The sequence below is a fragment of the Bradyrhizobium liaoningense genome (genome assembly GCF_018130825.1).
Classification (GTDB): domain Bacteria; phylum Pseudomonadota; class Alphaproteobacteria; order Rhizobiales; family Xanthobacteraceae; genus Bradyrhizobium; species Bradyrhizobium liaoningense_B.
Genome location: NZ_JAFCJS010000006.1, coordinates 282,550 through 295,465 on the forward strand (window position 1 = coordinate 282,550; position 12,916 = coordinate 295,465).

A 12,916-nucleotide genomic window follows, 5' to 3' on the forward strand; every position below is an offset into this window, starting at 1 on the left:
CATGGCGCCGCGCCTGAAGCTGCGAGACATCGCTTTCTTCGAACGTCCCGTGCATTTCGCGCGGCCGTTCCGCTTCGGCGCGATCACGATCAACGCGACGCCGCAGCTGTTCGTGCGGGTCGAGATCGAGGTCGAGGGCAAAGGCACCGCGATCGGTGCCAGCGCCGAGCTGCTGGTGCCGAAATGGTTCGACAAGCGGCCGGAGCTGTCGCCGGCGCAGACGGTCGACGGCCTGCGACGGTCGCTGCAGATCGCGCGCAGGCTCTATCTGGCGCAGACCGGTTTTCGCCCCGCGTTTGGCCTGCATGCGTCGTGCATCGGCGCCCAGGTCGCGGCTTGCGCAAAAAACAACATTCCGCCGCTTGCCGCCGCTTATGGTCCCGCGGAAATCGACAAGGCGATCCTCGATGCGCTGCTCCGCGCCGCCGAGACCAATTTCTTTGACGGCATGGCCGGCAACATCGCCGGCATCGATGCGCGGCTGTCGCCTGACTTGAATGATGGCGATATCACGCGATTTCTCGGTCTCGCCAATCAGTATCGGTCGGAACGCGTTGCGATTCGCCACACCGTCGGCCTCGACGACAAGGTCGAGGGAGACGGTGGCCTGGCCGATCCGAAGGAAAATGCCGGTGCGCGCTATTTCAAGCTGAAGCTCGGCGGCGATCCCGAGGCGGATGCCACCCGGCTGATCCGTATCGGCCGGGAGCTGGCGACGCTCCCTTACGACTACAAGGTCACGCTTGACGGCAATGAGCAATATGCGGACCTGACGGCGCTTGCTGCGCTGGCCAACCGGCTGGAGCGCGACAACGCCCTGGCGCCGATCTTTCGCAAACTGCTCTATATCGAGCAGCCCATGCTGCGCGACGTGACGCGTCAATCGCCGCTTGGCGAAGCCTTGCGTCGGCGCGGTTTGATCATCGACGAGGCGGACGATTCCTATGATGCCTGGCCGGCCGCCTACAAGCTGGGTTACAGCGGCGTCTCCTCGAAATCCTGCAAAGGCATCTATAAGTCGATCGTGAACTTCACCCGCATCGCCAAGCTGGACGATGACGGAGCGGAGTGCTTCGTCACGGGCGAAGACCTGACTTGTCAGCCCGGGCTCGCCCTGCAGCAGGATCTGGCGCTCGGCGCCTTCATTGGCGTCACGCATGCCGAGCGCAACGGCCACCACTATGTCGACGGTTTTGGCGACACGCCGGCCGCCGAAGCTGCGGCCTTCGCCGCCGCGCATCCCGATCTCTATGCTGATGCCGGGCAGGGCATCCGCCTCAGGATTCACAACGGCGATCTCCTGACGGGATCGCTCAACACAGTGGGCTTTGCGACGTCGGTCCATCCGGACTGGTCGGCGCTCCGCCCGCTCGAACAGCCAACATCACTTCAGGAGTATCTGGCATGACCACCCAACGCCTCGGCCTCATCATGAACGGCGTCACCGGCCGCATGGGGCTCAACCAGCATCTGATCCGCTCGATCGTCGCGATCCGCGACCAGGGCGGCGTCCGCCTGAAGAATGGCGACCGCATCATGCCTGATCCGATCCTGGTCGGCCGCAGCGCCGAAAAGGTCGAGGCGCTCGCCAAGCGCTACAACATCACGCGCTGGACCACCGATCTCGACGCCGCGCTCGCCGACAAGAACGACACCATGTTCTTCGACGCCGCGACCACGCAGGCCCGCCCGGGCCTGCTGACCCAGGCCATCAATGCCGGCAAGCACGTCTATTGCGAGAAGCCGATCGCGACGAATTTCGAGGAAGCCGTCGAGGTCGTGAAGCTCGCCAATGCCAAGGGCGTCAAGCACGGCACGGTGCAGGACAAGCTGTTCCTGCCCGGCCTGAAGAAGATCGCCTTCCTGCGCGACTCCGGTTTCTTCGGCCGCATCCTCTCGGTGCGCGGTGAGTTCGGCTATTGGGTGTTCGAAGGCGGCTGGCAGGAAGCGCAGCGGCCGTCCTGGAACTATCGCGACGAGGACGGCGGCGGCATCATCCTCGATATGGTCTGCCACTGGCGCTACGTGCTCGACAACCTGTTCGGCAATGTCCAGAGCGTGGTCTGCATCGGCAACACCGACATTCCCGAGCGCTTTGACGAGCAGAACAAGAAGTACAAGGCGACCGCGGACGATTCCGCCTACGCGACCTTCCAGCTCGAAGGCGGCATCATCGCTCACATCAACATGTCCTGGGTGACGCGCGTCTATCGCGACGATCTCGTCACCTTCCAGGTCGACGGCACGCTCGGCTCGGCGGTCGCGGGCCTCACCGACTGCATGATCCAGGCGCGGCAGGCGACCCCGAGGCCGGTGTGGAATCCCGACGAGAAGCGGCTGCATGATTTCTACGGCGACTGGCAGAAACTGCCCGATAACGTCACCTACGACAACGGCTTCAAGGAGCAGTGGGAGATGTTCATCCGCCACGTCTACGAGGATGCGCCCTACAAGTTCACCCTGCTCGAAGGCGCCAAGGGCGTGCAGCTCGCCGAATGCGCGCTGAAGAGCTGGAAGGAGCGCCGCTGGATCGACGTCGCCCCGATCAAGGTCTGAGGTCGAGAGAGTCCAAATGTCAGTTGAGCCGTCATTGCGAGGAGCGAAGCGACGAAGCAATCCAGACCTTCCGTGCGGAGGCATTCTGGATTGCTTCGCTTCGCTCGCAATGACGGGGAGAGGTTCGAAGTCATGAACAAGCCCGTCCAGCCGATATCGTCATTGTCGCTCAAGCTGCCGAAGGCCGATCGCTCGATCGAGACCTATCGGCTCGCGGCTTCGCGCACGTTTCCTGCAAAGCTCGAGGGCCCGCTGAACCGCATCGCCTTCTCGGCCGTGCATACGGTGGCCGATCCCTTCGCGGACAACGATCCCTGGCTTTCGGTTACCGTCGACTGGGACAAGACCATCGCCTTCCGCGAACACGTCTGGGACCTCGGCCTTGGCGTTGCCGAAGCCATGGACACTGCGCAGCGCGGCATGGGGCTGGACTGGCCGACCTCGCTGGAGCTGATCACGCGTTCGGTCGCCGCCGCCAAGCGGCGCAACGCGCTGGTGTTCTCCGGCGCAGGCACGGATCATCTCGCGGTCGAGGATGCCAGGAACCTCGACGACGTGATCCGCGCCTATGAGGAGCAGGTCTCGGCGGTCGAGAAGGTCGGCGGCCGCATCATCCTGATGGCCTCGCGCGCGCTCGCCAAGCTCGGCCGCAATGCCGATGACTACGCAAAAGTCTATGACCGCGTGCTGTCGGGGGTAGCGCAGCCCGTGATCATCCACTGGCTGGGCGACATGTTCGATCCGGCGCTGACGGGCTATTGGGGCACCAAGGATCTCGACAAGGCGATGGACACGGCTGTCGCCATCATCAACGGCAACGCCGCCAAGGTCGACGGCGTAAAAGTCTCGCTGCTCGACAAACAGCGCGAGATCGACATGCGCCGGCGCCTCGACAAGCGCATCAAGATGTATACCGGCGACGACTTCAACTATGCGGAGCTGATCGCCGGCGACGAAGAAGGTTTTTCGCACGCGCTGCTCGGCATCTTCGATGCGATCGCGCCGGCGGCGTCCTATGCGCTGTCGCGGTTAGCTGCCGGCGACGAAGCCGGCTTCCACGACGTGCTGGGGCCGACGGTGCCGCTGTCGCGCCACATCTTCAAGGCGCCGACGCGCTTCTACAAGACCGGCGTGGTGTTCATGGCGTATCTCAACGGCCATCAGGATCATTTCACCATGGTCGGGGGACAGGAGAGCACGCGCTCCACGTTGCATCTGGCCGAGCTGTTCCGCCTCGCCGACAAGGCCGGCCTGCTCGCCAATCCCGAACTCGCGACGCAGCGGATGAAGACCGTGCTCGCCACCCACGGTATCGAATCCTGATGCGCGATTTCTCGTCCGACCATCGCTGGCTGTCGCTGAACACGGCGACCGTCCGCAAGCAGGGTGATTTGGTAGAGATCATCGACGCCTGCGCAAGACACGGCATCCGCGCCATCGATCCCTGGCGCGACCAGGTCGCCGCCGTCGGTCTCGACCGCGCCGCGCGCGCGGTGCGCGAGGCCGGTCTCGATCTCTCCGGCTATTGCCGCGGCGGCATGTTCACCTCGGATGCCTCGCGCCGGAGCGAGGTGCGTGACGACAACCGGCGCTGCGTCGATGAGGCCAAGGCGCTGGGCGCGCCTTGCATCGTTCTCGTTGTCGGTGGCCTGCCGCAATATTCGCGGCCCGGCAGCGAGGCGTCGAAGGACATCGTGGCTGCGCGCGGGCAGGTCGAGGAAGCGCTCGCCGAGATGCTCGACTACGCGAGGCAGGCAAAGCTGCCGCTGGCCATCGAGCCGTTGCATCCGGCCTATGCCGCCGACCGCGCCTGCGTGAACACGACAAAGCAGGCACTCGACATCTGCGACCGGCTCGATCCCGGCCGCAGCGGCATGCTCGGCGTCGCGCTCGACGTCTATCACATCTGGTGGGACCCGGAGCTGATGGGCCAGATCGAGCGCGCCGGCAAGGATCGCCTGCTTGCGTTCCATGTCTGCGACTGGCTGGTGCCGACCAAGGACATTCTCAACGACCGCGGCATGATGGGCGACGGGGTCATCGACATCAAATCGGCGCGCAAGGCGGTCGAAGCGCAGGGCTTTGCCGGCTATTCGGAGATCGAGATCTTCTCCAACGACTGGTGGGGCAAGCCGATGGACGATGTGCTGCGCACCTGCATCGCGCGTCACAGGACGGTGGTGTAGCGTTACCACGGCTGCGGCCCTATGGCCCCTCGACGACGCTGGCGAAGCAGCGAGCTGGTGGGAGTACCACCAATGATGAGGTGGACTGCCATCAGCTTTCAGGCAGAATATCATCATTCCGATGCCGCAGCCGCGCCACAGTCTGTGCCAGATCGGATGCGGTAATCAGCGGCATCAACGATCAGCAGGCACGGCGGATGTACCCATACCTGTTGATCTTGAATGGCCCCGACGTGCAACCGTCGGGGCCATTGCTGTGATCGGCGTGACAAGGCTGGCGAGCTTCGCCGAAGTCACCGGCGCGTTTATTGCGGTGCGCCGGGGACGATCCTGCAATTCAATGTGCCGGCCAAACTAGTTTCGAGGTCAAATTTTTTCGGGCTGGACTGTTCGGTGAAAAGTCAGACGATTGCGCTATCATCGATTTACCGTCAAACACCGGGCTATCACTCGCCAATTCGATCTGCGAAGCTGTGACAACACAAATGCGCTTGCAAGCAAGCAAGCGCAAAGGGAGGTTCGCAGTGGATAAGGTGCGACGCTTGCGTGCGATGAGCTCACTGTGCCGCCAACAGGCCGCGTACAACAGCATGAACAAGTGGAAGCTGCTCGCGGAAGCAGAATACTGGGAGCATCTGGCCGATCTTGCGTTGTCGTCTCACTTCCAGCAATGCAACGCGACCACAAACACGAATGATGCTGGGCCGACGACGATTTCCGTGTGACGTCAGAAACGAGGCTGTCGTTTGGGTTGCGTGCCGCTGCACCCTTACAGAGAGTGCGCGGCAGAGACATGCATAGTCTCGTCGAGCCTTGAAGCAGGACGACTAAGGCGTGGCTCATTAGCGCCGAGCCATAGTCTGATCGAAGCGAGTTGGACGAAGGCGAGATGATTGGCGGCAAGCTTGTCATAACGCGTCGCCACCCGACGACATTGCTTGATCCTGTTGAAGAACGTCCAACTCGATTGCGGGCGCGATAGAAGTAGGGGCCAAAACAGTGGCGCTTTTGACCAACTCAGACGTTGGCGCGAACTTCTGTCTCGCATTCTGCGTTTAGGACCACGGCGGCTCTTCGCCCGCCGCGACTACCTCGTGGTTGATCGTGACACCCGCTGAACGCAATCCAGTCAGCAATATGGTTCTTACAGAGGCAGGATCAAATCCAATATCCTTGGCGTTTGGTGGATGGGCCTCGCTGTCCTTCAATCGGAGCGCCAAATGCAATTGCGCGCAGAGGTGCCGAACGACGAGATTGACTTGATCGTCAGTCATCATTGTCTTCTCCTGGTATTCCAACCCTACGCTCATGGTTGCGGGGCCGGCCCGTCTGGTACACCGGAAGTGACCAAGCGGCGATTGGAGCGACGTTTTGACCTTTCGGACATTGAATCCGATCAGCACAATGCGGATGAGCTTGATTAGTGCCGTTCGGCTTCGGCTTCTTGTTCCAACTGCAGGATGCGTACCCGTAGCGCGTCGAACGTCTCTTCGGCTGCCTCGCTAAACAGCGGATCCTCAGGATTGGACATAGCCGAAGCGATCTCCGTCCAATCTTGAGGCTCGAGAGCCTTCACGGCAGCGGGAAAGAAATCGCGATCTTCCATGGTCATGTGGCGTCGCTCGTGCTCGATGAAATCGTGAACGATGGCATGCACGTCTTGCCGAAGGAGTTCGCGGCCCGCAAGAACATTGTCAATCTCACGAGCGACGCGGCGCAAAAGTTCGGCCCCTTTCTGGTGTTCGCGAGCGAGATCACCGATCTTCGCAGCCGCACCGGGATCGCGAATTTTCAACTTGGCGAAGACCAGGTCTTCCTGAGGGTGGTGGTAGACCTCGGGGTAAAGTTCGAAATAGCTAATGACCGCGCCAATAACCTCATAATCGGGGCGGTCGCCCAGGTCGAAAACCTGAAGCTCCCGCTCAAGGATGGCGAGCAGTTTCTCGATATTGCGGTGCTCTTGGCTTAAGCGCTCAATGATCATTGCTGTGACCCACAAAGTGACCGATTGAGAAGCTTTGAAAGCTTAGCCCCGAATTCGCCTCAGCTTCTTGCGCTAAATCAAGTTCCGGGCGCAGGGTGCGCCATCCTCCTGTTCTAATCGCGTATTTTGCTACTGGCGCGTCACGAACTGGAGGTCTTAGTCACCCCGTTTCGTTCGACCGCTGCACAAATCGCAACGAGCGAACGCGACACCGTCCTCACGGTCCTGCGACCTGTTGCAGCGTGTTGAAGCGCGCCTTCTGCTCGCTGCTCAGCGTGGCATAGAATTCGTCCAGCGCAGGCTCGACCAGCTTGGCGGCCGTCAGCATCGCCTCTAGTCGGTGCTGCATCGCCTCCAGCCGTCCCACCGGCGTCAGCGGCACATCGTTCGGGCAGGCCGCCTGCAGGCCTTCGACGCCCTTGGCTGTCGCTTCACTGAGACGGTCGAGCGCCTCCTTCTGCTTGCCGGCGGGGTGGAGCACAGCGTCGATCCTCTGGATCGGCAGCTGGGTCAGGCCGGATTTCGGATCGCCACAGCCCTCGGCACTGGCTTGGGCACTGGCTTGCTGCTGCGGCGAGCGCTCGCCGACATTGGGACCGAGCGCGTTGAAGCTGGCCTGCTGCTCGTCGCTGAGCGAGTTGTAAAAATTCTCCAGCGCCGGCCGCACGATCTTGACGGCCTCCAGCGTCGCGCTGACGCGGTTCATCATCGCGCGCAGGCGGCCGGGCGGGGTCAGTGCATAGGTCTCCGCACAGGAATCCTTGAACACACCGGCAGCGTTGGTCGCAGCGGTCTTCAATTCGTCGAGCAGGGCGCGTTGCTCCGGTGTCGGCCGTACGGCCCGCGCGATGTCAGCCAGCGGCCAGGCCGTCACGCCCTTGTCCGGTGTGCCGCACAATTGCTGCAGCGTTTGCGGACTCGCGCCGGCGCGCTGGCGAACGCGGCCGCCGCCGGCTTGCGGGTAGTCATACGGGTTGATGCTGGCGTAGGCGGAATAAGCGCCGTCACCACCCCAGAACACGGTGTCGACGAAGTCGTCATACGCGTACGCCCAATAGCCGGGCTCGTAGGCATAGGACCAGAACGTGTAGTCGAAAATGTCGGAATAGGCATAAGGCCAGAACACCGGCCCAAGCCAGGCCACGAACACCGCGCGATGGCGGTGACGCCAGGCCTGCCGGGGAGCCCAGCCGCTCTGGCGGGTGGTGAGCGCCGCCTGGGCTTGCGCAGGGGCCTGCTCGCGGAAGCGCTCGGCAAACCGCCCGCGCTGGGCGGCCTGGGCAGCGGCCGCAACGGCTGCCGTCCGCCCGGCCGGAGCCAGGAGACCAAGCCGCTGCTGGCGCGCCAGGTCGCTTTGCTGCGCGCGCTGCTCACGTGCGAGCAAGCGGTTCTGCGTCTGGAGCGTCCGTTGCTGCTCGCGCAACGCCCGCGCGCCTTCCGGTTTCTGCGCCTGGACTTGCTGCACGCGCTGCTGCAGGCGATCGATGCGGGTCTGGCGTTCCGTGGTCTGCCGCGACAGCATCTCGCGCTGCCGCTGCTGTACCATCTCCTGGCGCTGCTGGACTTGCTGCTGGCGCTGTTGTGCGCGCTGTTCGATCTGATCCCGCCGCGACAGCCGCTCGCTCGCGGCCGGCGGTCCGCCGGGCCGCGAGGGGGCGGCCGAGGGGGCGGCGATGTGTGGCGTCGGCCGGGGTGCCATGGCCGGGCGTTGTGGTGCTGCCGGCGCCCGATGGAATTCAGGCCGCGGCGCTGCCACGTGCGGGGCCGCCCGCGGTGGCGGTGCAGCGAAATGTGGGGTCGGGCGCGGTGGCGGTGAGGCAATGTGCGGCGCGGGACGTGCCATGGGTGGCGGCGCCGCCGGACGTGCCATGGCGGGTGGCGCGGCGGGACGTGCCATCGGTGGCGGCGCCGCCGGACGGGCCATGGCCGGTGGTGCTGCCGGACGTGCCGCCGGCGCTGCGGCTGGGCCGGGTGGCCCGCCTCTTCCATGTCCCTGGCCGGGTCCCTGGGCGAGCACACCAATGCTCGCCGTCAGCATCGAGGCACCAACTAAAACAGCCGTCAGGCAAACGCCACGCGGAAGCATGATCGTAGCTCCCAGCTCGTAATCGCCCACGAATTTCAACGCGCAGCTGGCGGAATCGTTCGTTGTTGGCCACGGCCGGCCTTGCGATCTTCCGACGCAGGCGGCCTCAAAGATTCTGCGTCAGGTGGTGGCGAGCCGCTCCGGCGCGCCCGGTCCGGCACGCTAGGACGCGCGGTTGAGAAAGATCGGCAGCCCCTGCTTGTTGGCGTAGATGGGGCGGTAGCGCTCCGTGTTGTAGCTGCTCGCAACGTCCAATTTGCGCGGCCCGAGCTTGGCGTCGGGGATGGGCACGAGGTCGTAGCGGCCCTCGACCAGCGCCGACATGAGGCCGGTCTTGCCTTCCAGCATGGCATCATAGGCCATGTTGCCGAAAGTCAGGGCCACAAGCTTGTCGATGAAGTCCGGATCGCCCGATCGCAGATCGTAGGTGAGATCGGAGATGATCGTCTCCTCGCCGGTGCGCTGCTTGATCTCGTCGGCAAGCGATTCCGCCACGTTGGCCTTCTTGCGGTGACCGTAGGCGTCAGGCTCGCCGTATTCCCGCAGCTTGTAGCCTTCCCACTGAGCTCCCTCGCTGAGCACGATCAGCGCGTAGTTGCTTGGATTGGCGCGCTTGTCCGCGATGAGCAACTGGATCAGCTTGTCGAGGTCGACCTTATACTCGGGTATGACGCATCGTATCGAGGTCGCATACGCGGTGTAGAGTGCCGTAAATCCGGCATCGCGGCCAAAGACGCGGAAAATGCCAATTCGCTCATGCGAGCCGACGGTGGTGCGCTGCCGCTGGATGGCATCGCTGGCGCGGGTGATCGCGGTCGAGAAGCCGACGCAGTACTCGGTGTTGCGGACGTCATTATCCATCGTCTTCGGGATGGCGATGATCTTGACGCCGAGTTCGTTGAGCTTGGCCGCATAACTGAGCGTGTCGTCGCCGCCGATGGCGATCAGGTGTTCGATGCCAAGTCCCGAAAGGTTAGCGAGCACCCGGCTGGTGAGGTCCCACGTCTTTGTCGCGATGCCGCCATTGGTGCTCAGCGTGACTGGAACATCATTGCCGACGAGATGATCGGGCAGCTTTTGTATTTTGGAGGGATTGACGCGGCTCGAGTGCAGCACGGTGCCGCCGCGCCGGTCGATGGTTCGAGTGTTTTCACGGTTCAGCGGGATGACGTAGTGGGACCTGCTGTTTGGGTCGTCGAGGTTCAGGTGCGTGAGGGCCTCCCAACCACGGCGCAGGCCGACAACCTCGATGTCGTCCTCACTGCCGCGATAAGTCACGCTCTTGATGACTGCATTGAGGCCGGCGACGTCGCCGCCGCCCGTGAGAATGCCGATGCGTTTTTTGGCCATATCCACCTCCCGGATCGGCATGTCGTCAGAGCGCCTGCATCTGTCGATTGAACGGTGAACGTCGCTCCAGCTTCTGATTGGAGGCGGTCGCTACTCGGCCGCTTCCGGCTTGCGGTCCTCGCGCAGTCGAAAACGCTTCAGCAGTCCGGACACGGTGTCGCGGAAGCCGCCATATTCCAGTTCGGAATAGGGTAGCATGGCGGCGCCAGACCAGCCTTGGCTGCGCATCTCGATGGCCTTGCGCTGGGCGCGCCGGCGGACCTCATCCCACGCCGGGTTGTCGAAGAAATCGGTGTAGGACTCGGCAAAGCGGCCTTCCCTGTCGATCGAAAAGCCGACGCAAGAAACGATCGGCAGGCAGTACATGCCGGTAACGGGCGTGTTGAGTGGCACCGGCATGAGCGGCATCACATGCGAGCCGCGTGCATCGCCGCCGACGAAGTGCGCCTTGGCGAACGGTGAGACTATTTCCTCCGGAGCGGGAAAAATCCCCTGGTTCCTGACGATCGCGACTGGATCATCCTTGCCGGTGTACTTGCCTGCGATCGCGTGGAGGCGCTGTGCCGAAACGGCCGCGACGACCTCGCCATGGGTTCGAGAAATGATGCGATCGATGCCGAAGCGCTCGTTGTCGCGAAGCAGGGCGGCAATGTGGTAGCTGTCGGCGGGTGCGTCGAGCTCGATCAGACTGTCGCCGGCTGTGTTGTCCATGTCGATGACATGGAAACGGAATCCCTTGATCATCGGAGGCAGCATCAGCCCGGCGCAGTACATGGGGTCGGCAAAGGCGAGATAGAGCGGCAAGTTGTAGGCGCCGGGGCCGCATTTGTCGGCCGCGAACACCATGAAGGACTCCGCAGGCCGCACGCCGGAGAGGCTGTGGTCGAAGCTGAGCTCGGCGACGCCTGGGCCGGCGCCGCGAATGTTCCCGGAAGGCGCGTCGGCGAGAAGATCCTGGCCAGCGCCATAGAGCCCGGAGGTTTTCGCGACCGAGGTGGCCGCGAGGAACGTCTTCCAGGCGAGTTGATGGACCTCGGAGCTTCCTTCGCCCCGTGTGTGCGTCATGATGATCGCAATGTCGTCGCCGGTGTGGCAGATGAAGCCGTCGATCAGCAGGCCATTGCAGATCGCCTTGGCAACCTCGCCCTCGACAGTCGCGATCATGCGTGAAGACGGTTTCGTATGCCCGCCAACGGAGCCAACGTCAGCTTTGATGACTGAAAGAGTGAGTCTCATGAGCATTTCTCCCGATCCGCACAGCTCAGCGCTTCCGGCCTCGGCGCTTGCTGCGCCGGGCACGGCGCTGCTCATTCGCGGACCAAAACGTCCGTCGTCCCGATAGGTTCCACGTGCCAGGCAGCTTCAGGAGAAATCCTGCGTCAGGGTGGTGGCGAGCCGCTCCAGCGCCCAGTCGACCTGGTCGCTTGTGATCACCAGCGGCGGAGCGATGCGGATCGTTTGCTCATGGGTATCCTTGGCGAGGATGCCCTTGCCCTGAAGCGCCTCGCAATAGCGGCGGGCGCGGCCGGCCTCGGGATGCAGCTCGACCGCCAGCATCAGGCCGCGCCCGCGCACCTCGCGGATGGTATTGGCGCGAATGTCCTTCAAGCCTTCAAGAAAGCGCGCGCCTTGCCTCGCCGCGTTCTCGATCATGCCTTCCTCGACCAGCACGCGCATCGCCGCGCGCGCCACGGCGCAGGCAAGCGGGTTGCCGCCGAAGGTCGAACCATGCTGCCCGGGTCTTAAAGTCCCGAGCACGTCGTTGTTCGAGAGCACGGCCGACACCGGATAGAAGCCGCCGGACAGGGCCTTGCCGAGCAGCGTCACGTCCGCCTCTATCCCCTCGTGCTGTTCGGCGAGCAGCTTGCCGGTGCGGCCGAGCCCGGTCTGGATCTCGTCGAGCACCAGCATCACGTTGTTGGCGGTGCAGAGCTCCCGCACTTTCGTGAAATAGCCGGCTGGAGGAATGACGACACCGGCTTCGCCCTGGATCGGCTCGACCAGGAAGGCGACCGTGTTTGGCGTGATGGCCTGCTCCAGCGCCGCGGCGTCGCCGAACGGGATGATCCTGAAGCCCGGCGCGAACGGCCCAAAGTGTCCATGTGTCTCGGGGTCGGTCGAAAAGCCGACGATGCCCAGCGTGCGTCCGTGGAAATTGTTGGCGCAGACGATAATCTCGGCCTGGCCGTCCGGCACACCCTTCACCTCGTAGCCCCATTTGCGGACCGACTTGATGGCGCTTTCGACCGCCTCCGCGCCGCTGTTCATCGGCAGCACCTTGTGGGAGCCGGTGAGCGCCGCGATCTCCTCGTAGAACAAGGCGAGCTGGTCGTTGTGGAAAGCCCTCGAGGTAAGCGTCAGCCTGTGTGCCTGTTCGACCATCGCCGCCAGGATCTTGGGGTGGCAGTGGCCCTGGCTGACCGCCGAATAGGCCGAGAGGCAATCGAGATAACGGTTGCCGTCGGTATCCCAGACCCAGACACCTTCGCCGCGCGACAGGACGACCCCGATCGGTGCGTAATTTTGGGCCCCAAAGCGTGCTTCCGTTGCGATGAAATCAATGACCGACGAGCTCATCTGCCGTCACTCCATTGCTGCGCGCGGGCGCGTCGTCCGACTGCACCGGCCGCCTTCAGCTTGATTTGGGTATCAGCCGGCCGCCTTGGAAGCCTCCCTGCGCCGATGGCGTGGCGCGGCCCGATTTGCCCGAAACGTCAGATGGTTCTGTGAGACCACAGGGCGTCGTTCACCGAC

General features: G+C 63.5%; 11 protein-coding genes and 1 pseudogene. 5 read left to right on the plus strand and 7 right to left on the minus strand.

All coding sequences use genetic code 11. The features are described from left to right. Position 1 precedes the first annotated feature (1 nt). From JQ603_RS26160 to JQ603_RS26180, 5 genes are all read left to right on the plus strand, one after another. Positions 2 to 1,408, plus strand: a complete 1,407-nt coding sequence (locus tag JQ603_RS26160; protein ID WP_212343554.1) for a hypothetical protein — start codon at positions 2 to 4, stop codon at positions 1,406 to 1,408. Next, on the plus strand, positions 1,405 to 2,556 hold the full coding sequence (locus tag JQ603_RS26165; RefSeq protein ID WP_212343555.1) for a Gfo/Idh/MocA family protein: 1,152 nt from the start codon (positions 1,405 to 1,407) through the stop codon (positions 2,554 to 2,556). The genes JQ603_RS26160 and JQ603_RS26165 overlap by 4 nt, the downstream gene beginning before the upstream one ends. A 132-nt stretch (positions 2,557 to 2,688) precedes the next feature. Beyond that, positions 2,689 to 3,879, plus strand: coding sequence for a dihydrodipicolinate synthase family protein (locus JQ603_RS26170; protein ID WP_212343556.1), 1,191 nt, complete (start codon positions 2,689 to 2,691; stop codon positions 3,877 to 3,879). Further along, positions 3,879 to 4,742, plus strand: coding sequence for a sugar phosphate isomerase/epimerase family protein (locus JQ603_RS26175; RefSeq protein WP_212343557.1), 864 nt, complete (start codon positions 3,879 to 3,881; stop codon positions 4,740 to 4,742). The genes JQ603_RS26170 and JQ603_RS26175 overlap by 1 nt, the downstream gene beginning before the upstream one ends. A 524-nt stretch (positions 4,743 to 5,266) precedes the next feature. After that, on the plus strand, positions 5,267 to 5,467 hold the full coding sequence (locus JQ603_RS26180) for a hypothetical protein (RefSeq protein WP_212343558.1): 201 nt from the start codon (positions 5,267 to 5,269) through the stop codon (positions 5,465 to 5,467). Between the two features lie 44 nt (positions 5,468 to 5,511). On the opposite strand, the pseudogene JQ603_RS38105 reads toward JQ603_RS26180, so the two are convergent. The 7 genes and pseudogenes from JQ603_RS38105 to rocD all read right to left on the minus strand — a co-directional run. After that, positions 5,512 to 5,723: pseudogene (locus JQ603_RS38105) on the minus strand (hypothetical protein); the annotation flags it as partial. Positions 5,724 to 5,797: 74 nt separating this feature from the next. Continuing rightward, positions 5,798 to 6,019, minus strand: a complete 222-nt coding sequence (locus JQ603_RS26190) for a hypothetical protein (protein WP_212343559.1) — start codon at positions 6,017 to 6,019, stop codon at positions 5,798 to 5,800. A 143-nt stretch (positions 6,020 to 6,162) separates the two neighbouring features. After that, positions 6,163 to 6,726 carry a hemerythrin domain-containing protein gene (locus JQ603_RS26195; RefSeq protein WP_212343560.1) on the minus strand — a complete coding sequence of 188 codons (564 nt, stop codon included), beginning with the start codon at positions 6,724 to 6,726 and terminating at the stop codon, positions 6,163 to 6,165. A 217-nt stretch (positions 6,727 to 6,943) separates the two neighbouring features. After that, positions 6,944 to 8,425 (minus strand): Spy/CpxP family protein refolding chaperone, encoded by a 1,482-nt coding sequence (locus JQ603_RS26200; RefSeq protein WP_245003851.1) that lies wholly within the window; start codon positions 8,423 to 8,425, stop codon positions 6,944 to 6,946. Positions 8,426 to 8,974: 549 nt separating this feature from the next. Then, positions 8,975 to 10,162 carry a 6-phosphofructokinase gene (locus tag JQ603_RS26205; protein ID WP_245003852.1) on the minus strand — a complete coding sequence of 396 codons (1,188 nt, stop codon included), beginning with the start codon at positions 10,160 to 10,162 and terminating at the stop codon, positions 8,975 to 8,977. A gap of 90 nt (positions 10,163 to 10,252) precedes the next feature. Continuing rightward, on the minus strand, positions 10,253 to 11,404 hold the full coding sequence (locus tag JQ603_RS26210; RefSeq protein ID WP_333938909.1) for a fructose-1,6-bisphosphatase: 1,152 nt from the start codon (positions 11,402 to 11,404) through the stop codon (positions 10,253 to 10,255). A 120-nt stretch (positions 11,405 to 11,524) separates the two neighbouring features. After that, the gene (gene rocD, locus JQ603_RS26215) at positions 11,525 to 12,739 is read right to left on the minus strand and encodes an ornithine--oxo-acid transaminase (RefSeq protein WP_212343563.1); all 1,215 of its coding nucleotides are present in this window, start codon (positions 12,737 to 12,739) and stop codon (positions 11,525 to 11,527) included. Between the last annotated feature and the right edge of the window lie 177 nt (positions 12,740 to 12,916).